Here is a 24527-nt window from a genome sequence, read left to right on the forward strand (position 1 = left end):
CCTCTTTCTTTAAATAAATATAGTTACTAAGTCTTGCAGTGACATAACTCCAGCATATGTAGATATTAAGACTACAACAATACCAAATATTAAAAGCCATGTAGGATGATTATACTCTCCTACTATATCCTTTCTTTTTGAAGCTATAAGCATTATTCCTAATGTTATAGGAAGAATAAGCCCATTTAGTGAGCCTGCTATAACAAGTAGCGTTGCTGGCTTTCCTATAAACGCCATTATAACTGTTGATATAGCTATAAAGCCTATTATGAAATATTTCTCATTTTTTTCTATAAACGAATTTGGCGTCTTTAAGAAAGATACTGATGTATAGGCTGCTCCTATTACTGATGTTATTGAGGCTGCCCATAATACTAATCCAAAGAATTTGTATCCTATTTGACCTAAACTATATTTAAATGCTGATGCTGATGGATTTGCTGGATCTAGTTGTAATCCTTTTGATACTACTGCAAGTATTGCTAAGAATAAAAGTACTCTCATCATAGTTGCTACTAAGATTCCTAAAAGAGATGATTTAGTTATTTGATTTATATTATCCTTACCTGTTATACCTGCATCTATTAATCTATGACCTCCTGCAAAAGTTATATATCCTCCAACACTTCCACCTAAAAGAGTTATTATTGGGAATATTAAATTCTTTGGATTTTCAGGATTTACTACTCTATAAACTGCTTCTTGTACTGGAGGTTGATTAAATATTGCAACATAACCAACTATTATTATCATACCTAATGCTAAAAACTTTGTTATCTTATCTATAAGCGAATTGGAATTTTTTGACATAAATACAAAAATAGCTATAAGCCCACTTAATATAGTACCCACCACCACATCTAGATTAAACATTACATTTATTCCAAGTGCTGCTCCACCAACATTACCTATATTAAAAGTCAACCCCCCTAAAACTACTAAAAATGCAACAAAATAACCTAGACCAGGTATTATTTTATTTGCTATTTCTTGACCTCTAAGACCTGATACACCAATTACTCTCCATACATTTACTTGAGCTCCTACAAATAAAATTGTAGTTATAGCTATTACAAATGAAAAACTCGCCCCAAAATTTTGAGTAAATTGAGCCGTTTGAGTTAAAAATCCTGGTCCTATGGCAGAAGTAGCCATTATAAATGCGGCCCCTAATAAAGCACCTATATTTTTAGACTTTTCACTATCATTATTTTTTATTTTATTAGCATTTTTTACATCCATTTTATATCATCCTCCTATTTTTTCAATACCTCTTCTATACAACATATATTTATATTTTCATCTTCTAATCTTTTTCTAATTTGTTTTACAAATTCTAAAGCACTAGGATTATCTCCATGGACACATATAGAATCTGCTTGTATTTTTATTTGTTTACCATCTATACTCTCAACTACTTTATCTTTTACCATCCTTACCACTCTATTTATAACTAAATCAGTATCATGTATTACTGAACCAGTTATATTTCTTGGTACTAAAAAACCATCTTTATCATATGCCCTATCTGCAAAAACCTCACTTGCATATCTTAATCCAATTAGTTTTGCGCATTCTATCATCTTACTGTTATATAAACCTAATAATATAATATCTTTATGTATTTCATATATAGCCTCACAAATGCCCATTGCCAAATTTTCATCTCTTGCAGCCATATTATATAAAGCACCATGAGGCTTAACATGAGATACTTTATCTCCACAAGCTATTGCAAATCCCATTAGTGCTCCTAGTTGATATTTTGTATAATCTTTAGCTTCTTGTTTAGTTATCTTCATTTCTCTTCTTCCAAATCCAATTAAATCTAATAATCCTGGATGCGCTCCTATCTTTACATTATTTAATTTACATAAATCTACTACCTTAGCCATATTCAATGGATCTCCTGCATGAAATCCACATGCTATATTTGCAGATGATATATACTTAAGTATTTGTTCATCCATACCAATCTTATATGCTCCAAAACTTTCTCCTAAATCACTGTTTATATCCACCTTATACAAAGTATCGTCTCCCTCATCATCTTCAATTTGCATGATTTTATTTTTTTTTTTCATTATTTTTTTATACTCATCAGTCTTAATCTTGCATTTATTACTTAAATAGTAGCATTTAATTTTTATTTTTGCAAGTTATTTTTTTCAACTTTCATTTTTATCATTTTTGCTTTTCCTCAATATTTTTATGAAAATCAACTTTTCATCTAATAATTAGCTATATAAATTAGAATAGTCTATTAGTTTTACCACTTGTTTACAAATCAAAAGAAATATAATCTACTAATATGTAAAAAAGAGGTGTTTTTTAACACCTCTTTCATGATAATTTATCTTATTTAGATATAATACTATAACTATATTTTGTCTAAAATATGGTTATAGTATAAATCCTAATTGTAGGTACATCTGAGTAAGTTTCTCCTAAGCTTTTTTATGGTCTCAGCTTATTTATTGATTAAAAACAAATAAGTTTATCCTATAAATTATATTTATTGAGTTTTTATCACTACATTTATTTTCTTTTTTACAATTCTATGATAAAATAATTAATATATTTCACTTTGCTTGAATATAAATTTTAATAGCAAACTTGTACATAATATAAATGTAGTAAATTTTTAGTTTCAAGCATTACATCGTTATTATAACTAAACATTTATTGGACTAGGAGGATTAACATGGGCTTTAAAGACAAATTCGCAGAATCATTCGCTAGGTCAAAAACAATGACTGGCTCTGAAAAAAAAGCTAATGAAATAATGGGTAAATTACTTATGAAAAAAGCTATTATTCCTATTATTTTAATGGTTATCGTGTTAATAGGTGGAATTGCAGCTGGTATAAACTCTTGGATTCTATTTGGAGTTAACTTACTAATAGCTGTTGGTACTTATTTCTATATAAAGAAATCTGGAGATAAATACCAAAACTTCAAGCCTTATGTTGGTAATTTAATTAGCTTAGAGAAAAAGGGTAAAAATGAATATGTTGCTATAATAAAACAAGGAAAGATGCCTATAAAGTTAGAAATTAACTATGGTGGAGAAGACCTTGTAAACATCAAGAGAAATCAATTAGTTCAAATAAGCTACAATCCAGATGCTAAAATAGCAATATTAGTTACAAAATAATACAAAAATGCTTCTACTTTAATAGTAGAAGCATTTTTTGTATTATTTTGTATAAGCATACTCTTTGTAAATTCTTAATGCTTTTGCTAATTGATCCGGGCAAGAGGTACCTCTATTCTTACATGGTATATCCTCAAGAGTTTCTATTATTTCATCTATGTCTTTTCCTTCAACTAAATGTTTTATTCCTATTGCGTTACCTGTGCATCCCCCTTCAAATATTACATCCTTTAATATGTTTTCTTCTATATCCATAACTATACATTTTGAACATACTCCTTTTGTATAATATCTATACATAAAATCGCCTCCATTTTATAGTAGTTTTTAATTGTGATAAAAACTTTTCAATATATTAATATATATATTAATTATTTTTATAATCTTTCATATATTTTTATAATATATAGATAATAATTATAGTATTTAAACTATTTATATGATTTAATTTATTTATAGATTACCTTTGCTATCTATGATATTTAACTTTCTAGAAAGGATGTGCGTTATGAGTAATACTAAGTTTATTGATGATTTTTTTAAATTTTTAACATTATTATTTTGGCCAATAGTTTGGTACAACTATGTTGTAATTCCTAAAATAGAAACGGAAATTTTTATGTTTACAATATTTACTTTATTATCTATCATTTATATTTTTTTACTTTTATATAATTTTAAGCAATTTGATAAGATAGTTGTTTTATATAAAGTAAGTACTTTGGTTACTTTTATAGTTTTCTTGTGTAGCTACTTATTATTTTCCAAAAACATAATATTATTATTTGTAAAGCTTATGTTCATATTTGTTTATTTTTATATTTCATATATTAAAAACTTTAAATATAAAATGAATGAGGGCGTTGTGGGAATTTTATCCGCTTTGATGCTCATTACTATAACTTTTTCATATTAATACATATTTAATATAATACTTGGAAATATTAGACATATGAGTACTTTTCTGATATTATTTATTTTAGAAGGTAATATTATCAATTAAATATAAATACAAAGGAGTTAACTATTATGGAAAAAAAGGTTTTAGTTACAGTTGGAGAAAAAGAAATAACTAATTATGATATTGAAAGTGCATTACAAAGTTTAGATCCATATCAAGCTATGCATTTCAATACTGAAGAAGGAAAAAAACAATTATTAGAAGATTTAGTAAATCAAGAATTATTCTATATTGAGGCTAAAGAAACTGAATTACATAATAATGAAGATTTCAAATCAGAAATGAAAAAAATCGAAGAAAATATGTTAAAACAATATGCTATAAATAAAGTTATATCTAGCATTACATTAACTGAAGAGGAAAAGAAAGCCTTCTTCGATGCTAATAAAAGCAAATTCAATAAATCAGAAAGTGCTTCTGCTAAACATATATTAGTAGAAACTGAAGAAAAAGCTTCTGATTTACTTAATAAAATAAATGCCGGTGAAATATCTTTTGAGGATGCAGCAGCTGAGCACTCTACTTGCCCATCTAAAGATGCTGGTGGAAATTTAGGTTCTTTCCCTAGAGGACAAATGGTTCCTGAATTTGAAGAGGCTGTATTCAACATGAAACAAGGTGAAGTAACAGGACCTGTTGAAACTCAATTTGGATATCACTTAATAAAATTAGAAGATTTACAAGCTGGTGGAGAATCTGAATATGAAGAAGTTAAAAGTGAAATAGAAAAAACTTTAATGTACCAAAAACAAAGTGAAGTTTACTCTAATAAATTAAATGATCTTAAGTCTAAGTACCAAAGTAATGTTAAATTTAACGACTAATATATAATTAAAAAGCCTAGCTAATTTAGCTAGGCTTTTATAATTACTTAATTTTATGTTCTTAATTTATTGTAGCAATATTCTATTATATCTCTTCTTTTAATTATCCCTATAAATGTTTTTTGGTCATCAATTACTGGAACGAAATTTTGATTCATAGACTTAGATATCAGATCTTCTATATTTGCATTAACAGAAACTGGTGAGTTGTCCATTCTTCTTTTTATATTCATTATTGGAACATCTTCTACTGATTTTAAATCTAAGGAAAAGTCATTTTTTAATGTCCACAGTAAATCTCCCTCAGTTATAGTCCCAACATATTTTCCTTCATCATCGATTATAGGAATAGCTGAATATCTATGATGCTCCATCTTTTCTAAAGCTTGCCTCATAGTGTAGTCTTCATATATATATGCAACTTCACTCTTAGGTGTTAGAAAAAATAATATGTTCACTATACTACACCTCCAAATACTTGTCTAAATATTACTCCATCTCTTTATCAAAGTAGTATATTTAATTTTTACTCTTTATTATTAATTTTAACATATTTACATATTTTTTAAAATTTAAATATATATTTATATGATATTTTTTTATATAAAACTATTTTTTGAGGCATAAAAACAATATTTTTTTATAAATGAGTTAAAGTATTGACATACAAAAAGCCGCTTAAAAAGCGGCTATGTTTCACATATTACTAGAATTACTAATATATATGAACTTTTGATTATAGTCTAACTACATTAGCAGCTTGAGGACCTTTAGCTCCTTCAACTACATCAAATTGAACGCTTTGTCCTTCTTCTAAAGACTTGTATCCATCACCAGTTATAGCTGAGAAATGTACAAAAACATCTCCTTCGCCTTCTATAGATATAAATCCAAATCCTTTTTCATTGTTAAACCACTTAACTACACCAGTTTTCATTGATAAATCCCCCTAAAAAAACAAATTATTTAGCTACAATTCATTGTAACCTTATTACTATTTTATCATATTTTACTAATATTGTAAAATTTTATAAACTTTAAACTTATAGTAAAATTATGATTTTTATTAATACTTTTTTAGTCTAAAACTAGTAATGTACTTGTATTAGATGAAATCTTATCTTTTTATCGCTCCATCCTAAATCCCAAGGAACAAGCAATCTATCAGTATTATGACATGTTACTAATGGATAGCCTTTAGAGTCTAATCCTGTGACTGTAGATACATGTGTTATTCTTCCACCTTTTTCGTACGCTACAAAGTCTCCTGGTCTTAAATTATATGCTTCTTTATATACATCTTGATAAGAACCTTTTGCTATCAGGCTGCCTCTTCCACTATAGATTATATAGTTTTTGAAAGCTTGTGCATTTACCCATGCTTTTGTACCTTCCTTATCACAATAATTCCATGTATCATTTTTCTTAAATCTTCCACTCTCAAACATTATTTGAGATGCAAAATTAGCACAATCTCCTCCATCAGGATTATAATCTTTATAATTTGAATTAAACTTTAATCCATACTCTTCATTAGATGCACCCCCACAATACTGATGAGCATAGTTTACTGCTTTAATTCGTTCTGGTGTTAATTCTAATCTTACAGGCTGTTGTTCTAATATATGGTTCCTTATATCTTCAGATTTAATATTTTCTAAATTTAAAGAATCAGCAAATGGATCAGTGTACCATTCTTTAGTTATAATATACTGATTATCTCTAATCCTTACATTTAAATAGTGATATGTTCCTATTCTAAACATATTTATTATATCTTTTTGATTTTCATATGAGTATTTATATTCAGTTGATACTGTGCATATAATTCCGTATAAATCATCTTCTTTTTCTTTTATTTTCTTTACTTTTACTTTTGTTTTTATATCATTAAATTTAACACCTTGCTTATTTGACCAGTTTTCTAGATATTTCATCTTTTTAACTTCGTGCTCATATGCCCAAAGTCCAAATTTTTTATCTACTTCATATAGTTCTTTAAGCATATCATCATTTTTTTCCAACAAAGCTTTATTTCTATAATCAAATAAGCTCTCCAGAAGCAGTTTATATTGACCATTTACTTCTTCTTTATCTATTATACTCGCTTCTATTAATCCTTCTTTCACTTGAATTTTATCTTGTTCGGTATATGCGTATAATCCTATAGATAAAGTTAAAGCTAGTGATATAATCATGCTTTTAATGTACTTATTTTTTATTCTAAGTCCTTTCAAAATTGCACCTCCTAATAAAGAGCACATACTGTCATAATAATTTTAAATATTTATATATGAATAGTAGTTTATTATTTTGTATTATTATATCCAAATAACAAATAAATAATTTTACTTATTTTATCTAGTAATGAATTGTTGTAATACATTATTATTTTTATTTTTTTTATTCTATTCACTATTTTTTTACTATTTTTAGTAGTAATATAATTATATGATTTATCATTTTAATGATATCTATTCTTAAGAATTCATTGTTTTAATGTTTAACAATGAAAAATACAACTTTAATTTTTAAATTTATATATGGAGGTGCTATTATATTGAAGAAAATAGCTGCAATAAATGATTTATCCGGTATTGGGAGATGTTCTTTGACAGTTGCTATTCCTATACTTTCAGCATTAAAAGTTCAGTGTTGTCCTTTTCCGACTGCTATACTATCAAGTCAAACAGGATACCCAGAATATACATTCGTGGATTTTACTAACCATATGAGTGACTATTCTAGAGTTTGGAAAAACCTTAGCATAAATTTTGATTGTATATACAGCGGCTTTCTAGGGTCAAAAAATCAAATAGATATAGTTTGTGATTTTATACATAAAAATTCGAATGCATTGGTAGTTATAGATCCAGTTATGGGAGATAACGGATCTATGTATCCTATTTTTGATACAGATATGTGCCTTAAAATAAAAGAACTCGTTAAGCTTTCAAATCTTACTACTCCAAATTTGACAGAGGCTTGCTTTTTAACTAATAGAGATTATAAGGTAGATGAATTTAGTGAAAGTGAACTTATAGATATTGTTAAGGAAGTGTCTTCTCTAGGACCTAGTAAAGTGGTCATTACGGGTATAATAAGAGATGAAAATATATTAAACTTGGGTTATGATAGAGATATAGATAAATTCTTTTTTACTTCTGTTAAATATAATGATTGTTCTTATAGTGGGACGGGAGATATATTCACTTCTATACTTTGTGGGCTTTTAAATAAAGGATATGATTTAGAATTTTCTGTTACAGAAGCTACCAGCTTCATTTATAAAACTGTAAATTATACATCTAAGTTTAATACAGACAGAAATGATGGGGTTATGTTTGAACAGTTTTTAAATGACTTAACTTCCCTTTAATACTATAAATAAGGAGACCTAACTAACATTAGAGGCCTCCTTTTCCACGATGTCATTTCTTATTTGTCAATTTCATACCTTATATACTATTAACTATACTTTAGATTTGCTACACTTTTAGTATTACTTTTTTTTATAAATATTAATATTTAGTCTATATTATAAACTCATTATATAAAATATACTATAGCGATTTTATATAAGGGAGGATATTATATGGATATAAATCAAAAAGCTAGAGAGTTTGCTGATTACGTTAAAAATACAAGTGAATTCAAAATTATGAATAAAAGTAAGATGGATTTAGAAAAAAATAGAACTTTGAAAAAGCAACTTGATAGTTACATTAATAAAAAAAATACAATTTATTCAAATTATAAAATTGAAGATGCTTCTAAAAAGATTAGTCAACTAAATAGAGATTATCATGATTTTTTTAACTTACCTCTAGTTTCAAATTATATGCAAGCTACAAAACAATTTAATTCTATGATGGAAAATCTATATAAATCAATTGAAAAAGAATTATTAAAATAAGCATATAATGAATATCAAATCTAAATTTCTATAAAAAAAAGAATGCTTTAAAGCATTCTTTTTTTTATACTAATCAAAATCTCTTGGCTGAGCCATCATATTTTGCATCATATTTTGCATCATCATATAATAGTTCATCCACATATCATTCATGTCTGGATATTGGTTTATATATGGATTCATATAAGGCATATCTAAACTTGGATATTGTTCTGCAAATCCACCCATGTATTGCATACTACACATATCATACATAGGACTTACATAAGTTGTACATCCATTATCCATATACATATCATCCTTTTCATAACATGTATTGTAAGATTTTTGTTTATATTCTGATTTACAATTTTTTTTCTTTGGAGCATAGTAATCATACATAGGACTTACATAAGCTGTACATCCATTATCCATATATATATCATCCTGTTCAATATATATTATTTCATCCTCTTCATAACATGTATTATAAGATTTTGGTTTACATTCTGGTTTACAATACTTTTGCTTTGGAGCATAGCAATCATACTTATTTTTTTCCTGCTTACATCCACATTCTTTTTCTTTTTCTTTTCCACATTCAACGTACTTCGATGACTCTAATCCACACTTAGGTTTGTTTTCACATTGATCTAATTTGTGACTACATTTTAGCATCATATCTTCACATTTTTTTGATTTCATTTCATACTCTTTTATCTTTTCCCCTGCTATCTTATAACATTCTAATGCTTTTTCATCACATTTTAATGCTTGATTATATAAACCTTTTGCCAGATCATTGTGCTCTTGAGCTTTTTGGTATAAACACTTAGCTTTTTCACAATTACGTTCTGCTTCACTTTCTATCTTTTCAGCTTCTTTATATAAGCATTTAGCTTGTTCTAAAAGTTTTTGAGATTTTTCCATTAGCTCTTTAGCTTTACACTCAGCTGCTTTAGATTCTTTTTCATCACGATGAGCATTTTTCATTAAATTTTTAGCTTTTGATGATAATATTTTTGATGCTTCTTCACATTCTTTAGCTTGTTCATATGCTTCTGTAGCCTTACATTCAGATGCTAAAGCTTTTTCAAATAACTCTTCTGCTTGCTTAGCTATTTTAGCACACTTATCTACAGAAGTTATTTCATAATCGTCACAAGGACACTCTACATACTCCTTAACTGGCTTTTTACATGTGCTACTTGGTTTACACGAATTATTTAGTTTACATGGTTTACATGGTTTACATGTATTTACTTGTTCACTACATATATTACAATCTTCATATTTGGATATAGTTGAACATACTTGTTTCTTTTTTTTTCTCATAATATGTCAAAACCCCTTTGCTGTAAATTAACCCCCATAAGAAAAAACTTATGTTGTCTAATATAATTATATGATTGTCTTTCAATGTGGTTACTAATTATTTAGGGTTGATGTATTTTAAGTAAATTGATATATGTTTTTTGTTTGCATATTTAAATATTATTTTTTATTATTACTCTTTGATATCATATTTTTCTATTATTTGCACATCATATGTACAAGAATTACAAATTCAATTCTATTAATTTCTTGATTGGAGTGATTTTATGACTTTAAATGAATTTGACAATATCAATGAAGATGAATTCTGTGATTGTAGTGATAATTACAATGATTTTTCAAAGGATTTAAAAAAATTCACTGGAAATAATCCAATGTTAGCTACAGGTATAATTGCAGGCTCTACTTTAGCTACTGCAAGTATTATCAGCCCAACAATTAGAAAAATTACAGTCCCAACTTGTAAGTTTGTTGCTAAGCAACAATTAAAATTTCTTGCTGGCATAGGAGTACTATCTATTGCTACTTATATAGCTAATCAATCTGGTAATATGGATGATTCTACTGTATAGTATAAAAACGGGCTTATCTTTAGCACTAATAAGGTGATTTATAAGCTTAATTTAAAAAAGCAGTATTAGAAACAAAATAGTTTCTAATACTGCTTTTAATCTAATTGTATCAATTCATTTTCATAATATAATTGAACCTTTTCTATCCATTCACCTTTATATTCTTCTTGGATTATGTTTTTTATTATAGTGTTTATAGTATATTCTTTTGTATATTCATTTAAATAATCATCTTTCCATGAAACCGTAGCATTATCTGAGTCTTTAGGTTCTATTAACTCTACCTTCGCAGTGTTCTTACCATAAACTGTAATTTTCATTGGTAACCCGTTGAAACACTCACTAGAGATTGCACTTATTATCTTTTCTATCTTTTCTTGAAGAGAACTGCCTTCTTTAATCTCTAAATATTTAATATCATTTCTATCTTTAGACACTATATTAATAGGTATTTTTATAGTATTTGATGTTTTTTGTGAGTTCGTTGAATTTTTTATTGTAATTTGTTCTTTTTGTAAATATATTTCATCGTTATTATTGACTATTGAAGATGGCTTAACATCTATAATACTATCTTGATTTAAGTTATCATTTGTACATGCTATAGTTAATAAAATAGTAGCAATTAAAAATAAACTTACTGCTAATTTATTCATAAGTATACCTCTTCTTTTATTTTTTAGTTCTTAATATTATATCACAGTATACTTAATATTTTTACTATTTTTCTACTTTTTTTTTATATTGCAATATTTTTAAAATCATTTTATAAATTTAATCTAATTTATATTTATACATTATGTTTTTACATTTACTTTATATTCTTTTTTTAATTCATTTAAATTTTCATTTACTTCCCTTATATCATTCTTTTTTAAATTGAGTATTCATCCTACGCCTCCTTTCCATAAAACATATTATTATTTTTTACACAACAGTGTATTTAACTTATTCATGAGTTATCAATACAGTACTTTGTTTAACATAATAGTTCATTTTCATAAATAAAAAGCTCTATTAAAATAATTATTATTTTAATAGAGCTTTTTATTTATATTTTATCTTAATTAGTTATATAGGCTATTATTAATTTTATGGTTTCTACAATTGATTTAATATGAGTTCTTTCATATCCATGTGATGCAAATACTCCTGGACCAATCAGTGCAAATTTAGCATCCATTCCAGACTTTAATGCAGCAGTAGCATCTGATCCATAATTAGGGTATATGTCTAATTTATAATTTATATTATTTTGCTTACATATGTCTACTAGTTTATTGATGAATTCATGATCATATGGGCCATTTGAATCCTTTGTACATATACATACATCATATTCTGTGGAGTTTTGTCCTTCTCCTGGGCATCCCATATCTACTGCAATAAATTCAGATGTATTTTGTGGTATAAATGCTGACGATCCATGTCCTACTTCTTCGTAATTACTAAAGAAAAAGTTTATAGTATTATTAGGCTGTATATTATTTAAATTCATATACTGTATTGTATATAATATAGCTGCTACTGATGCTTTATCATCTAAGTATCTAGATTTTATAAATCCTGATTTAGTTATTTTAGTTCTCGTATCAAATGATATAATATCTCCAACTTCAATTCCTAAATTATATACACCTTCTTTTGTAAAAACTTCTTCATCTATTATAACTTCATAATTTTTACAATCTCTTGGTAACTCTCTAGCTTCATTTCCATGTATATGAATAGATGGTCTTATCGTTTGTAATGTTGCCTCATATTTATTTCCTGATCTAGTGTGTATTAAACAATTTTCACCTTCTATGGAATTCATCATATATCCTCCAATTTGTGATATACATATCCTTCCATTTGGCTTTATTTCTGTAACTATTGCCCCTAGTGTATCTATATGAGATGAGAAAGTGATTTCTTTTTCTACATTTTTTCCTTGTATCGTTGCAACTATTATTCCTTTATTTGAAATCTTATAATCGATATTCATTTCTTCAAGTTCTCTTTTTATATAATTTGAGATTTCATTTGTATATCCTGTAGGGCTTGGAATAAATAAAAGTTCTTCTAAATATTTTTCTATTATTTTCACATTATGCATCTTAATCTCTCCTATTTATAATTTTATATAATTTATACTCAGATTAACCGTATATATATCCTCTATAGAAATAGTACATTACAGAGTAAATAGATATTATAATAACTATTCTTTGTATATAGGATACTAAAAATTCTTTTTTAGTTATATTAATCTCTGTACTTTTTATGTATAATATATTACTACTAATTGATGAGCAACTTAAAATTGCTATTATTCCAATTAAAAATTTAGTTGTATACTGAATATGTCTATTAACACTATCTATACCTATAATACGATTATAAAATAAATTCACACTAAATAGGCTAAATTCATTTTTATCTGAAATTTTAAATATTTCTATTATAGGATAAAATATGTATTTAAATATTTCTACTATCAGTTCACTATTTAATATTATATTTCCTAAATATAGAATCATAACTAGTTCTGGAATTAAATTCATAATTATAGCAAAAGCTTCTTCTAAGTTATCAATAACTGTTCTAAATATATTTTTATTATTTTTATTTTGAATATATTTTTTTATAGCTTTTCGTAACTTGTCTTTTTTATGTAATGTTTCTTTATAGCTTGTTTTTATATAATACGATTTCTTCTTTTTATTTAGAGGATAAATTCTACATAAAATCATATTACTTATTATTAATATCAATGTAGATATAATAATTAAATTCATATTATCTATGTTCAATTCTTTAGATATATAATTAATCATAGGAAATGATAGTATAGAAAAGTTTAATATAATTATGCAAGCTTCATTATATTTTATTTTACCTGATTTATATAATTTATTTGTCATAAACATTCCACAAAAACAATCAGTACAAAGATATATAAGTATATTGACCAAAGTTTTCCCACTTAATTCAAAGTTTTTTTTCATTGTTTTATGGAAATATGATTCTACTATATCTAAAAATCCATAATCTAGTAAAAATGTAATAAATATTGCGCTTAACGGAAATACTGTAGCTATATTTAGAACTAACTCATCCATTAATAATAATATATTTTCATCTAAAAATATCATTGTATTTTTTCCATAAAATATATTTACTATTATTAGTATACTAAATAACCTAATATATATATATATTTTGTTACTATTTATTTTCTTCTCTTTATTTATGAATATTGGTTTAAGGCACCCTAGTATTACATACAAAGTTATACATATTTGTAAAAAGGGTCTTGCATCAGATTGCAATTTATATGCTATATGATATATGACGGTTAATGATTGTCCATTTGATTTTATAGGAATGAAAAATACAAATATACCTATGCTCGAGTATACAATGAGTTTTAGTATATCTATAAAATCACTTTCTATACTTTCTTTTTCATCATGTTTTTTACATACTCCTCCCATACCATCCACCTCTTGTATTAAGTTTCCACTTAATACAAATATATCCTTCTTAAATGTCATAAGTTTTATTATTATTGATTAAATCAATTTATAGATGTATAATACTATCATTATAAAGTTAAATTATACACGAGACATTAGAAGAGGTGAATAATTAATGGATATAAATAAATCCAAGACAGTACTAATACTTACAGCTCAATTCGGGGCCGGTCACATAAGTGCTGCAAATGCTCTTAGAGATTACATTTTAGAACAAGATAATACTTGTAATATTATAATACAAAATTTTATAAGTGCCAGTATTCCCCAAATGAACAAACCAATGGTTAAATTATATGAAAATAATACTAAATACACACCGGTATTATATAACTATTACTACTATTTGAAGAAGTCTTTTTATTCAAAAAATAATTTATCTCATAAATTATATGCACCTAAACTTATAGAGTATATTCTTGATAAAAAACCTGATTTAATTATATCGACGTTTCCACTAGCAGCTGGTTGTGTTCATAATTTCAAAGTTAAATATCCAGATATAGACATACCTACTCTAACAGTTGTTACAGATGTTGTAGATAGCCTTGAGTGGATATATCCTAACACTAGTATGTACTTTGTTCCATCTTGTGAGATAAGAAATAGATTCGTACAAAAAGGTATTTCTCCAAAATGTATAAAGGCAACTGGTGTACCTATTAATAAGAGTTTTTATACTGATGAAAAAATTCATATCCCTAATAAATATAGAATATTATTACTAGGTGGTGGAAGAGGATTGTTTGATGTAGATAATGATTTTATGTACTGGATTGATGAATTCATCAAAGATTGTCCTGGTAATATAGAAATAACAATAGTTACAGGTAAAAATGTAAAATTATATAAGTATCTTACAGAAAAAAAACCTTTATCTAATATAAAGGTTTTAGGTTATGTAAATGATATGCATAATTTAATAAAAAACTACGACTTTATGATAACAAAACCTGGTGGGGCTACTTTATTTGAAGGTATTCATTCTCAAACACCAGTCATAGTTAAGGTTCCCAAGGTAGGTCAAGAAATAGAAAATGCTAAATTTATAATAGATAAGGGTATAGGTTTTGTTTATACTGATGCAGATGATTTAAAAAATGTATTTTATCAATTAGCTTCTGGCGAATTTGAGTCTATACTCGATTTTATGCAATCAAATATAAGAGATTTTAAAAAGCTTATTGATTATGATAAAATAGGTGATTATGTACTTGAACTAATAAATAACAAGATTTAATTTCTTGTTATTTATTAGTTCTTTTATATTTATTTAAGTATATAATTTTTTCTTTATTTTCTTTTTTTATATTTTTAACAACCGCAAAACCAGTTTGTTTTTTATTTTGTTTAAGATTTTCCTTTTTTTTAGTTTTAGATTTATGTTCTTGAATTATTCTAGAAATCATATAAATCTCAGCAACTATAAATAGCATACAAACTAATATTTCTAAATTTGCTGTAATTGAGTAATTTTTCACTCCATATGTTGCTATAGAATATACTTTAATAAATGTCATAGATAATAAATGTATATTTACTATTGATGAAGCTTTTTCAAATTCATCCTGAAGATTACTCTTTTTTAAAGAATTACGTATATAAGATCTAGTATATCCATTAGCTCTTAGTGCATCTATATATATTTGTTGAATTATATTTTTGTTAAACAATTTTAATGTTATTAATATTATTGAACTTAATATGAAAAAATATATATCATATATATGCCTCATAAAATCTAATTCAACACCTTGCTTTAGTAAACTTAGACCTATATATACAAATGCAAATAGCAATCCTGTCGTATTTAATCTAAATTGTCTTTTCCTAGTTATAAAACTATAAATAAATATAGAAAATATCAATGCCACTATTATATAGCTCATGCTTTTAGCATTAATTAAATTACATACTATTATAGGAGCAACCATATACACAAATACATCTGGTATAAATTTATTTTTCATGAAATCCTCCTTTTTGTAAATTCTCTGAATTTTCAATTATTTTAAATTATAAGTTCTCTATTATTTTAATTAATCCTTTATTATACTTAATTCTATGCTAAAAAGAAGGGTATATTACCCTTCTTTTTTATATGTATTAATTTTACTTAAACATTAATACATTACTACTAAATACGCTACTATTTAGAGTATTTAGCACAATTTATTGTTTCACCGTATTTATGGGATTTAGATTTTCTTCATTTACTATAGTTTCAAAATGCAGATGATTTCCTGTAGAATTACCTGTAGTACCAACTTTTGCAATCACTTGACCTTGCCTTACTATATCGCCTTCCTTAACTATATTTAAAGTGTTATGAGCATATACAGTATTTTTTCCATCAAAATGTTTTATTTTAACTACATTTCCGTATCCATTTTGAACTCCAGAAAATATAACTATGCCATCATCAGATGATACTATCTCTGTATTTTGAGGTGCAGGTATGTCTATTCCTTTATGAAAACTTCGTTCTCCTGTTATCGGGTGTACCCTGTTTCCAAAAGGAGAGCTGATTTCAGTATATAAAGGTACTGGCCATATTCCTGATATAAAACTCAAATTATTTTCTTCTAAATATTTTCTTTTGTTTTCTTCTATTGATTTTTCTATTTTTATACCTTCTATCATACATTTTTCTAATTGCTTTTCTAAATCTAATTTTTCTTCTTCCATATACGCTACTTCATTGATTAAATAATTTTTTAATTCTGGCTTATCTTCTACAAAACTTATACTTACAACCTCCATTTCAGTTTCTTGATTTTCATCATTAGCATACCGAGACTTGCTTTCTAAATTTTGTTCAACATTACTTATTTTACTTTTCAGTTCTTCCTGATTCTTTTTGTTGTCAATTAATGAGTCTATATTTATTTCTTCACTAAATGCATATATACTGTGGTCTTTGCTGACAAAAAAAATCATCGATAATATCATCGATATCATCACCATTTTTATAGTTTTTTTCATAGCTTTTATCACTCCTTTTTATTACTATTTATTAATATTGACGTTTTTTATAAATTTTATTACTACTTTTTATTTTTATAGTTTTTTCCACATACTTTTCCGATTACCCCTATATATTTTAAATATAAAAAAACCTTTAATTTAAAAGGATTTTTTCATTGAATTTATCCGTTTCATGTAATATGTTATGTTTTTTTATGTATTTTCTTGTATCAAAAACTACTAATGCAATTATTATACCTTTTAATATCATTATATCAATTTGTTGTCGTTCTTTATCTTGGTCATTTTGAGAGTCATCATTTAATCTAAAATATATACTAAAAAAGAAGAGCATTTAGCTCTTCTTTTTTAGTATATATTTTTTATATATTGCATATATAATTGTTGAATTTTTTCTATTTCTTTTTTTAATTCTAACTGTAAATTTGATACAGCTTCATAATCACCACAAGTTATAGCTTCTCTAATTCTAGTGAATAATGATTTTCTAGTTAATGTATCTTTCATCACATTAAACTTTATATCTGAAATAGCATTCCATGCAACTTCATCTAATGCATCCATATTTTCTTTATTGTGTATTTTTACGCAACCTCTTATAGTTTCCATGTTTTCTTTAATAATTCTATTTTGTAATTCCTTTGTCCACTTGTCTAAAGCTCCCATTTTAAACGAGTCTATTATAATATCTGTAAATACATTACCTTGTTTTAGAGAACTTAACTTATACTCATATTTTTGTAAATTATTAAGATTTTCATAAACCGTCGCTGGTGGAACTGAGAATCTATTGTTTCTTTCTTCTAATGTATAATGTTCAAATACATCATTTTCGTCTCTATATGCTCTATTTTTTTCTAAATAGAAACTTTCTTGACCTACATCTTTCGATAGTTCTTTTTCAAGTTCCTTCGTTGATAGTTGACTTTTTGCTGTTGCTTTTATACCATCTAGCATAGTTTGATAGCATCCAGCTATAACTAAATAAGTATTTGATAATGGATTTGGTGATCTCAATTCAAATCTTACTGTTTTTGGATTTTTTATATCTCTTACTAATCCTACAAGCACTGATCTATTTCTTGATGCTACCTCGTAGTTATGCCCTAGCGATGTAACTATACATACAGGAGCTTCAAATCCTGGAACTAGTCTGTTAAATCCATCATTAGATGATGTCACGATAGGATTTAATACTTCATAGTTATGAAGCATTCCCATAAGTGCACCATATCCTATTTCACTTAAATAGTCTTCTTTCATATCTCTTGGAGCAAATAAGTTTTTTATACTTCCATCTTTTAATTTTGCACTAACACCTACATGAGTATGCCCTCCACTACCTGCAACCCCGTATATAGGTTTAGCTTTAAATGTTACTTCCAAACCATTTGATGTAAATACATCTTCTACGATTTCTCTTACTAGCAATTCATTATCTGCAGCTTGTAGTGGGTTTGAAAATTTCCATGAAATTTCTAATTGCTCCATTGCATGATTTGTTTTTCCATCTATACTTATAGAACTATTTATTCCCCCAACTTCCTTATGAGCCATTTCTGGACTTATACCTAAATCTTGTAATAATATTAAACTTTTCTCTAAGCAAGTTCTTATAATACCATGAGTTCTCTTCCAATATTGTTCTTTTAAACTTTGCGATACATATAACTTTTCTAAATCTGCTTTATCTTCAGGTGTATTTACCCAGAACTCTAACTCAGTAGCTGCAGTTAATATTATATCTTCTATATTAGACACATCTTCTATTCCAATATTTTTTATCATATGTGGATATTCTTCAAATAATTTTAAAATTGATTTTTTAAAATATTTTTCTGATTTTCTTAATATTCCCCTTGAACATACTTTTTTGTTTTCATGTATTAAAAATGCTGGAATTCTAAGAGTACCTATAGGTAAATTAAGTTCTTCATCGATATGTTCAAAATTATAGTCTATATACCATTTACAATCTACATCAGGCATTAAATCAACTTTAGCATTATTTAATGTTGCTATATTGTAAAGTTCAACACTCGATCCATCAGTTTGAATAGCTGATCCTAAAAAACCACTTATATCATCTAAAAATAATTGCACTGGTATTTTTTCGTCAGTTGCATTTCCTCCCAAATCTACACCCATTAAAGAAACAAATTTTATGTTCTTATTATTATTCAAAATTTCTTTAAGATCTTTTTCATTATGATTATGTTTTTCTATTGTATATAATAATTTTTTCATACAATTACTCCTCCTTGAATTTTCATATAACATTTTTAAAATTCCCAAAAATTTCTTTTGACATACTCTTTATTTATATTTATATTTTCTAAATAAAAAATATTTTTGTTCGTGTTTTTATTTATACCTATTATATATTATCATTTAAAAGTTCGCAATATTTTTTATTTTGTTTACAAATTAATTTTATTTTATTAACTATTTTCTAAATACTTGCCACAATAGTTTAACATTTTTGTAAATATAGGGTATACTATACTAATAAGTATTTTATTTACTTTTTTATATTAATGTTTTTTAATAAATACATTAATGAATATATTCATTATATTCGTAAGATAAGATAGTTTAGGAGAGAAATGTTATGGAATATATAGTTTTTGATTTAGAATTCAATCAAGGATTCGATAAAATTCTTAATAAAACAGTATCTAATCAAAGATGTCCTTTTGAAATAATTCAAATAGGCGCAATTAAATTAGATAGTAACTTTAATATAATTGATACTTTCAATAGTTACGTTAAGCCTCAAATATATAAAGGTATACATCCCTTTATAGGAAGAATGACTGGTATTACTCTAAATGATGTGGCAGATGCCCCTAACTTTCCGCAAGTATATAAGGATTTCAAAAAATTTATATCATCTAAAGATCCGATTTTATGCGTTTGGGGAACTGGCGATTTAAAAGAGTTATATAGAAATATAACCTATTATGATTTGCCTTCAAAAACGCTTCCTAAGTCATATATAAATATTCAACATTATGCTTCTATTTATTTTGATAATCCCGTTGGTAAAAGTATTGGCCTTCAAAATGCTATTCAAATACTTGGATTAAATCAAGATAAGTCATATCATAATGCTTTAAATGATGCATTTTATACTGCTCAAGTTTTTATTAGAATATATAATCCAAGCATTGTGCCTGATGTGTATATATATACAACTGTAAAATCATCAACAGTTGAAAGACCGGCTAAGAAACAAATTAATTATGACAAATTATTTAAAGAATTTAGCAAGATATTAAATAGAGAGTTAAGTGACGAGGATAAAGAAATTATTGATTTAGCCTATAAAATGGGTAAGACAAATCAATTTTTAATTGATACTACTAAAGAAAAAAAAAGATAGACAACGTTGTCTATCTTTTTTTATCTTTAGTAAGTATTTCTATATTAAGTTATTTATTCTACATTTATAAATAACATTTTTAATAATTCATACTGAGCAAATTCTACACTTTTTATTTCCTTTTTATTTCCTCTAGTATACTCATTATTCCCTATAAATACTTCTTTATCTCCTACTGTAGCATATAATTCATCTACAATTTTCAAAAAATCATCTACTTTAATAGACTCATCTTTTGATTTTAATAATGTTATATTTTTATTTTCTTGGTCTTCATATACACACTCTAATCCATACAAAACATTATCTTCTTTTATATATATAACATCGCCACCTAAAGATTTTCCTTTTTCTAGCTTTTGTTTAAGAGCTAATAAATTCATAAATATATCCCCCTTGTTATAAAATTATTTTTCTTATGATTTTAGTTCTCCTGCCCTATTGTTAAACACACCTATAAACCTAGTGCGCTCTTCCCTTTAGGGATTGGATTTATAATATATTAAACATGTCACTATACATTATATTATCAAATGAATAATTTTATTAATCTTTTTAGGCATTATTTTATAACTAGTTCTACAGGACAATGATCTGAACCTAATGTTTCATTATGTATATCTGCACTAACCAATCTATCTTCTATTTTTTTAGATGCTACAAAATAATCGATTCTCCATCCAGAATTATTTTTTCTTGCATTGAATCGATATGACCACCAAGAATATGCACCTTCTTTTTCTGGATTAAAATATCTGTACGTATCTATAAATCCAGCGTCTATAAATTGAGTCAACTTTTTTCTTTCTTCATCAGTAAATCCTGCATTTTTTCTATTTGCCTTAGGATTTTTTAAATCTATTTCGTTGTGTGCAACATTTAAATCTCCACATATAATTACCGGCTTTTTATTATCTAATTCTACTAAATAATTTCTAAAATCATCTTCCCATATCATTCTATAACCAAGCCTTTTTAATTCATTTTGAGAATTCGGAGTATATACTGTTACAAAGTAAAAATCTTCAAACTCTAAAGTGATTACTCTTCCTTCATTATCATGTTCTTCTATATTCATTCCATAATATACATTTAAAGGTTTTTGCTTTGTAAATATAGCAGTTCCTGAATATCCTTTCTTTATTGCATAATTCCAATATTGATGATATCCTTCTAAATCTAGTTCTATTTGACATTCTTGAAGTTTAGTTTCTTGTAAGCAAAATATATCTGCATCTACTTCTTTAAAGTAGTCTAAAAATCCTTTTGTGACACATGCTCTTATTCCATTAACATTCCATGATATAAATTTCATTTCTTCCTCCTAATTTATGTAAAACTCTTATATAATTTATATTACCCAATTATTTGTATATACTATCAGAACATATTAAAACTTTAATTTTTCTGCTAATTCCTCTGGATTCATTGATGATACATATATACCTGTGCCCAGCTCAAATCCTCCAAAGCTATATTTTCTTGGTATTATATGCATGTGTACATTGAAAATATCTTTAGTTTCTGCCTTTAGAGGATGAGTGTGGATGCATAAATTAAAAGGATTGTATCCATTTACATTATATAGATTTTTAAATAGTTTTTTAAATAGTCTTGATAATTCGCTTATATGTTTTTTATTTATTTCTTCAAAACTAATTTTTTCTTTAAATATAATTCTAATTTCTCCACTATACTTAGTTGCATAAGGAACTATAACTAAGAAATAATTACCATTATGAATTACCCTTTTTCCAAATTCTATTTCATTTTTTATTATATTTTCATATAAGCATTCATTGTTATCTTCATAATATTTTCTAGATATAGCTATTTCATTTTCGATTTCTGGAGGAAGTATAGACAATGATATTATCTGAGAGTGAGTGTGAATTAAAGAAGCTCCTGCTTTTCTCAAAAAGTTTTTAAAAATACTTACATATTTAATCTTTTCATCACACATCAGAGCAGTATATCTATCCTTATACATGGTAAATAAATTTTCAAATTCACCTTCACTCATATTATAAAAGCTTCCATTATGTCGATATGTATCTATCATGACCTCGTGCAATCCATATATCTCCCCTGGCAATGAATCCACAATAGGAAATTTATTATCTACAGATTTTACTAACCACCCTATTTCATCTTCTATTTTAAATCTTTCATTTTTAGTATAACTTTCATTTCCTCTGCAAAATACACATTCCTTTTCATATTCTAAAGTAATTTCTTCTTCTGTCTGTGTCGCAGCTTTATCCATAGGTCTTTTAGATCTATCCTTTGCAACTATGACTATATCATTATTAATATTATCTATTCTTATTTCTTTCATAGTTAACTCCTCTTACTAATACCTTTTTCTATTATATTTTCTCTTTATAAGAAATTTATTTCGATATATTTTATTTTTTTCATTCATTGCAACTTATATATATAATAAATGAATTTTATATTTTATATATTTTGTAAATAAAAAACGAATTTATAGTTTTATTGTAATTTTTACTAATATCTTGTATATAAGTATATTACTGCTTTGTGATGATTTTTGTAATTAATTATGCTACTATAATCTTGGATAGAAATTTTATAAACATAGTCTAATTATGTTAAAATAACAGGGGGTACTTTAAATGAAATATTCACAAAGAGTAACTGCTATGCAGTCTTCTCCAATAAGAAAATTAGTTCCTTATGCTCTTGATGCCAAAGCTAAAGGAATTAAAGTTTATCATTTAAATATAGGTCAACCAGATATTAAAACACCTAAGGGATTCTTTGACGCAGTTAAAAACTTTGACAGTAACGTTCTAGAATATGCTGTATCTAATGGCATTCCAGAATTGATTAAAGCACTTCAAGATTATTATACTACATATGATATGCATTTTGACAGTGATGATATACTTGTAACTAATGGTGGTAGTGAAGCTTTATTATTTACTATGATGGCTACTTGTGACCCAGGTGACAATTTACTAGTTCCAGAACCATTCTATACTAACTATAATGGATTCGGTCAGTGCGTAAATATAGAAGTGAATCCAGTTACTACTAAAGCTGAAGATGGGTTCCACTTACCATCTAAAGAAAAGATTTGTTCTCTAATTAATCCTAAGACTAAAGGTATATTACTTTCTAATCCAGGTAATCCAACTGGTGCTGTTTATACAAAAGATGAAATTTACATGATAGCACAAATAGCTATAGAACATAATTTATGGATAATAGCAGACGAAGTTTACAGAGAATTTGTATATGATGGACTTGACTATACAAGTTTTGGAAATATAAAAGAAATTGAAGATAGAGTTATTATCATAGACAGTGTTTCTAAAAGATATAGTGCTTGTGGTGCTAGAATAGGTTCTATAGCTTCTAAAAACAAAGGTCTTATAGCTGAAATATTAAAATTATGCCAAGGAAGACTTTGTGTTGCAACTTTAGAGCAACTTGGTTCTGTTGAATTATATAAAACTCCAGCATCTTACTTTAAAGAAGTTAATGAAGAGTATAAACACAGAAGAGACGTTTTATACAATGAATTAATGAAGGTTGATGGTGTTGTATGTGAAAAACCTACTGGAGCATTTTATATTGTAGCAAAATTGCCTGTAGAAAATGCAGAAGATTTTGTAATTTGGATGCTTACAGATTTTAATAAAGATGGTGAAACTGTTATGACTTGTCCTGCTGAAGGATTCTACGCTACTCCTGGACTAGGTCGTGATGAAATTAGACTTGCTTATATTCTTAATGAATCAGACTTATACAAAGCTGCTACACTTTTAAAAGAAGGTCTTGAGCAATATGTTGCATTAACTAAAAATTCTCAAGTATCTATAGTTGAAGCTTAGTATTTATATCAGATTACTTCCTACAT

General features: G+C 26.2%; 25 protein-coding genes. 8 read left to right on the forward strand and 17 right to left on the reverse strand.

Translation table 11 applies throughout. The features are described from left to right. Positions 1-9 precede the first annotated feature (9 nt). On the reverse strand, positions 10-1242 hold the full coding sequence (locus tag AC11VW_RS06970) for an NRAMP family divalent metal transporter (RefSeq protein ID WP_484300680.1): 1233 nt from the start codon (positions 1240-1242) through the stop codon (positions 10-12). A gap of 14 nt (positions 1243-1256) precedes the next feature. Next, a complete protein-coding gene (locus AC11VW_RS06975) occupies positions 1257-2030 on the reverse strand; it encodes a LamB/YcsF family protein (protein WP_484300770.1) in 774 nt (257 codons plus the stop codon). A gap of 674 nt (positions 2031-2704) precedes the next feature. On the opposite strand from AC11VW_RS06975, the gene AC11VW_RS06980 reads away from it, so the two are divergent. Next, positions 2705-3157, forward strand: a complete 453-nt coding sequence (locus AC11VW_RS06980) for a hypothetical protein (RefSeq protein ID WP_484300681.1) — start codon at positions 2705-2707, stop codon at positions 3155-3157. Positions 3158-3199: 42 nt separating this feature from the next. Here the strand turns inward: AC11VW_RS06980 and AC11VW_RS06985 are convergent, their stop codons facing one another. Next, entirely contained in the window at positions 3200-3457 is a 258-nt protein-coding gene (locus AC11VW_RS06985) for a TIGR03905 family TSCPD domain-containing protein (protein ID WP_484300682.1), read from the reverse strand. Positions 3458-4186: 729 nt separating this feature from the next. On the opposite strand from AC11VW_RS06985, the gene AC11VW_RS06990 reads away from it, so the two are divergent. Next, positions 4187-4942: a peptidylprolyl isomerase gene (locus tag AC11VW_RS06990; RefSeq protein ID WP_484300683.1), complete on the forward strand. Its 756-nt coding sequence runs from the start codon at positions 4187-4189 to the stop codon at positions 4940-4942. Positions 4943-4995: 53 nt separating this feature from the next. On the opposite strand, the gene AC11VW_RS06995 is transcribed toward AC11VW_RS06990, so the two are convergent. The 3 genes from AC11VW_RS06995 to AC11VW_RS07005 all read right to left on the reverse strand — a co-directional run bounded on the left by AC11VW_RS06995 (position 4996) and on the right by AC11VW_RS07005 (position 7179). Then, complete coding sequence (locus AC11VW_RS06995; RefSeq protein ID WP_484300684.1) at positions 4996-5400, reverse strand: CBS domain-containing protein; 405 nt, start codon at positions 5398-5400, stop codon at positions 4996-4998. 278 nt (positions 5401-5678) lie between these two features. Further along, on the reverse strand, positions 5679-5879 hold the full coding sequence (locus tag AC11VW_RS07000) for a cold-shock protein (RefSeq protein WP_484300685.1): 201 nt from the start codon (positions 5877-5879) through the stop codon (positions 5679-5681). A 151-nt stretch (positions 5880-6030) separates the two neighbouring features. Continuing rightward, a complete protein-coding gene (locus tag AC11VW_RS07005) occupies positions 6031-7179 on the reverse strand; it encodes an amidase domain-containing protein (protein ID WP_484300686.1) in 1149 nt (382 codons plus the stop codon). Between the two features lie 323 nt (positions 7180-7502). On the opposite strand from AC11VW_RS07005, the gene AC11VW_RS07010 reads away from it, so the two are divergent. Together AC11VW_RS07010 and AC11VW_RS07015 are read left to right on the forward strand one after the other, a co-directional pair. After that, positions 7503-8321 carry a pyridoxamine kinase gene (locus AC11VW_RS07010; RefSeq protein ID WP_484300687.1) on the forward strand — a complete coding sequence of 273 codons (819 nt, stop codon included), beginning with the start codon at positions 7503-7505 and terminating at the stop codon, positions 8319-8321. 216 nt (positions 8322-8537) lie between these two features. Next, entirely contained in the window at positions 8538-8858 is a 321-nt protein-coding gene (locus tag AC11VW_RS07015) for a YlbF/YmcA family competence regulator (RefSeq protein ID WP_484300688.1), read from the forward strand. A gap of 69 nt (positions 8859-8927) precedes the next feature. Here AC11VW_RS07015 and AC11VW_RS07020 read toward each other — a convergent pair whose 3' ends face one another. Then, positions 8928-10172 (reverse strand): hypothetical protein, encoded by a 1245-nt coding sequence (locus AC11VW_RS07020; RefSeq protein ID WP_484300689.1) that lies wholly within the window; start codon positions 10170-10172, stop codon positions 8928-8930. Positions 10173-10438: 266 nt separating this feature from the next. On the opposite strand from AC11VW_RS07020, the gene AC11VW_RS07025 reads away from it, so the two are divergent. Beyond that, entirely contained in the window at positions 10439-10744 is a 306-nt protein-coding gene (locus AC11VW_RS07025) for a hypothetical protein (RefSeq protein WP_484300690.1), read from the forward strand. Between the two features lie 95 nt (positions 10745-10839). On the opposite strand, the gene AC11VW_RS07030 is transcribed toward AC11VW_RS07025, so the two are convergent. The 3 genes from AC11VW_RS07030 to AC11VW_RS07040 form a co-directional block, all read right to left on the reverse strand. Then, a complete protein-coding gene (locus tag AC11VW_RS07030; RefSeq protein ID WP_484300691.1) occupies positions 10840-11400 on the reverse strand; it encodes a hypothetical protein in 561 nt (186 codons plus the stop codon). Between the two features lie 407 nt (positions 11401-11807). Beyond that, complete coding sequence (locus tag AC11VW_RS07035) at positions 11808-12842, reverse strand: M42 family metallopeptidase (protein WP_484300692.1); 1035 nt, start codon at positions 12840-12842, stop codon at positions 11808-11810. Between the two features lie 43 nt (positions 12843-12885). Continuing rightward, on the reverse strand, positions 12886-14223 hold the full coding sequence (locus AC11VW_RS07040) for a hypothetical protein (protein ID WP_484300693.1): 1338 nt from the start codon (positions 14221-14223) through the stop codon (positions 12886-12888). A gap of 157 nt (positions 14224-14380) precedes the next feature. Here AC11VW_RS07040 and AC11VW_RS07045 point away from each other — a divergent pair, with 157 nt between their 5' ends. Continuing rightward, the gene (locus tag AC11VW_RS07045) at positions 14381-15505 is read left to right on the forward strand and encodes an MGDG synthase family glycosyltransferase (RefSeq protein ID WP_484300694.1); all 1125 of its coding nucleotides are present in this window, start codon (positions 14381-14383) and stop codon (positions 15503-15505) included. 7 nt (positions 15506-15512) lie between these two features. On the opposite strand, the gene AC11VW_RS07050 is transcribed toward AC11VW_RS07045, so the two are convergent. The 4 genes from AC11VW_RS07050 to AC11VW_RS07065 form a co-directional block, all read right to left on the reverse strand. Continuing rightward, the gene (locus AC11VW_RS07050; RefSeq protein ID WP_484300695.1) at positions 15513-16235 is read right to left on the reverse strand and encodes a hypothetical protein; all 723 of its coding nucleotides are present in this window, start codon (positions 16233-16235) and stop codon (positions 15513-15515) included. 202 nt (positions 16236-16437) lie between these two features. Next, positions 16438-17250 (reverse strand): M23 family metallopeptidase, encoded by an 813-nt coding sequence (locus AC11VW_RS07055; protein WP_484300696.1) that lies wholly within the window; start codon positions 17248-17250, stop codon positions 16438-16440. Between the two features lie 136 nt (positions 17251-17386). Beyond that, a complete protein-coding gene (locus AC11VW_RS07060; protein WP_484300697.1) occupies positions 17387-17587 on the reverse strand; it encodes a hypothetical protein in 201 nt (66 codons plus the stop codon). 14 nt (positions 17588-17601) lie between these two features. Next, positions 17602-19500, reverse strand: a complete 1899-nt coding sequence (locus tag AC11VW_RS07065; protein WP_484300698.1) for a type I glutamate--ammonia ligase — start codon at positions 19498-19500, stop codon at positions 17602-17604. A gap of 364 nt (positions 19501-19864) precedes the next feature. Here AC11VW_RS07065 and AC11VW_RS07070 point away from each other — a divergent pair, with 364 nt between their 5' ends. Next, positions 19865-20638: a 3'-5' exonuclease gene (locus tag AC11VW_RS07070; protein ID WP_484300699.1), complete on the forward strand. Its 774-nt coding sequence runs from the start codon at positions 19865-19867 to the stop codon at positions 20636-20638. Positions 20639-20691: 53 nt separating this feature from the next. Here AC11VW_RS07070 and AC11VW_RS07075 read toward each other — a convergent pair whose 3' ends face one another. The 3 genes from AC11VW_RS07075 to AC11VW_RS07085 all read right to left on the reverse strand — a co-directional run bounded on the left by AC11VW_RS07075 (position 20692) and on the right by AC11VW_RS07085 (position 22976). Further along, the gene (locus AC11VW_RS07075) at positions 20692-21021 is read right to left on the reverse strand and encodes a hypothetical protein (RefSeq protein ID WP_484300700.1); all 330 of its coding nucleotides are present in this window, start codon (positions 21019-21021) and stop codon (positions 20692-20694) included. Positions 21022-21200: 179 nt separating this feature from the next. After that, entirely contained in the window at positions 21201-21953 is a 753-nt protein-coding gene (locus AC11VW_RS07080) for an exodeoxyribonuclease III (protein WP_484300701.1), read from the reverse strand. A 75-nt stretch (positions 21954-22028) separates the two neighbouring features. Continuing rightward, a complete protein-coding gene (locus AC11VW_RS07085; RefSeq protein WP_484300702.1) occupies positions 22029-22976 on the reverse strand; it encodes a galactose-1-phosphate uridylyltransferase in 948 nt (315 codons plus the stop codon). Positions 22977-23277: 301 nt separating this feature from the next. Here AC11VW_RS07085 and AC11VW_RS07090 point away from each other — a divergent pair, with 301 nt between their 5' ends. Beyond that, entirely contained in the window at positions 23278-24501 is a 1224-nt protein-coding gene (locus tag AC11VW_RS07090; RefSeq protein WP_484300703.1) for a pyridoxal phosphate-dependent aminotransferase, read from the forward strand. The last annotated feature ends 26 nt before the right edge of the window (positions 24502-24527 follow it).

The sequence above is a fragment of the Romboutsia sp. genome (assembly GCF_056995035.1).

What these genes read in the sequence shown, in the direction of transcription:
- AC11VW_RS07015 (WP_484300688.1), top strand. Translation starts at nt 8,538, where the DNA reads ATGGATATAAATCAAAAAGCTAGAGAGTTTGCTGATTACGTTAAAAAT.
- AC11VW_RS07040 (WP_484300693.1), bottom strand. Translation starts at nt 14,223, where the DNA reads ATGGGAGGAGTATGTAAAAAACATGATGAAAAAGAAAGTATAGAAAGT.
- AC11VW_RS07060 (WP_484300697.1), bottom strand. Translation starts at nt 17,587, where the DNA reads ATGCTCTTCTTTTTTAGTATATATTTTAGATTAAATGATGACTCTCAA.
- AC11VW_RS07070 (WP_484300699.1), top strand. Translation starts at nt 19,865, where the DNA reads ATGGAATATATAGTTTTTGATTTAGAATTCAATCAAGGATTCGATAAA.
- AC11VW_RS07030 (WP_484300691.1), bottom strand. Translation starts at nt 11,400, where the DNA reads ATGAATAAATTAGCAGTAAGTTTATTTTTAATTGCTACTATTTTATTA.
- AC11VW_RS07055 (WP_484300696.1), bottom strand. Translation starts at nt 17,250, where the DNA reads ATGAAAAAAACTATAAAAATGGTGATGATATCGATGATATTATCGATG.
- AC11VW_RS07020 (WP_484300689.1), bottom strand. Translation starts at nt 10,172, where the DNA reads ATGAGAAAAAAAAAGAAACAAGTATGTTCAACTATATCCAAATATGAA.
- AC11VW_RS06980 (WP_484300681.1), top strand. Translation starts at nt 2,705, where the DNA reads ATGGGCTTTAAAGACAAATTCGCAGAATCATTCGCTAGGTCAAAAACA.
- AC11VW_RS06990 (WP_484300683.1), top strand. Translation starts at nt 4,187, where the DNA reads ATGGAAAAAAAGGTTTTAGTTACAGTTGGAGAAAAAGAAATAACTAAT.
- AC11VW_RS07000 (WP_484300685.1), bottom strand. Translation starts at nt 5,879, where the DNA reads ATGAAAACTGGTGTAGTTAAGTGGTTTAACAATGAAAAAGGATTTGGA.
- AC11VW_RS06970 (WP_484300680.1), bottom strand. Translation starts at nt 1,242, where the DNA reads ATGGATGTAAAAAATGCTAATAAAATAAAAAATAATGATAGTGAAAAG.
- AC11VW_RS07045 (WP_484300694.1), top strand. Translation starts at nt 14,381, where the DNA reads ATGGATATAAATAAATCCAAGACAGTACTAATACTTACAGCTCAATTC.
- AC11VW_RS07025 (WP_484300690.1), top strand. Translation starts at nt 10,439, where the DNA reads ATGACTTTAAATGAATTTGACAATATCAATGAAGATGAATTCTGTGAT.
- AC11VW_RS07090 (WP_484300703.1), top strand. Translation starts at nt 23,278, where the DNA reads ATGAAATATTCACAAAGAGTAACTGCTATGCAGTCTTCTCCAATAAGA.
- AC11VW_RS07085 (WP_484300702.1), bottom strand. Translation starts at nt 22,976, where the DNA reads ATGAAAGAAATAAGAATAGATAATATTAATAATGATATAGTCATAGTT.
- AC11VW_RS06985 (WP_484300682.1), bottom strand. Translation starts at nt 3,457, where the DNA reads ATGTATAGATATTATACAAAAGGAGTATGTTCAAAATGTATAGTTATG.
- AC11VW_RS07075 (WP_484300700.1), bottom strand. Translation starts at nt 21,021, where the DNA reads ATGAATTTATTAGCTCTTAAACAAAAGCTAGAAAAAGGAAAATCTTTA.
- AC11VW_RS07035 (WP_484300692.1), bottom strand. Translation starts at nt 12,842, where the DNA reads ATGCATAATGTGAAAATAATAGAAAAATATTTAGAAGAACTTTTATTT.
- AC11VW_RS07065 (WP_484300698.1), bottom strand. Translation starts at nt 19,500, where the DNA reads ATGAAAAAATTATTATATACAATAGAAAAACATAATCATAATGAAAAA.
- AC11VW_RS07080 (WP_484300701.1), bottom strand. Translation starts at nt 21,953, where the DNA reads ATGAAATTTATATCATGGAATGTTAATGGAATAAGAGCATGTGTCACA.
- AC11VW_RS07050 (WP_484300695.1), bottom strand. Translation starts at nt 16,235, where the DNA reads ATGAAAAATAAATTTATACCAGATGTATTTGTGTATATGGTTGCTCCT.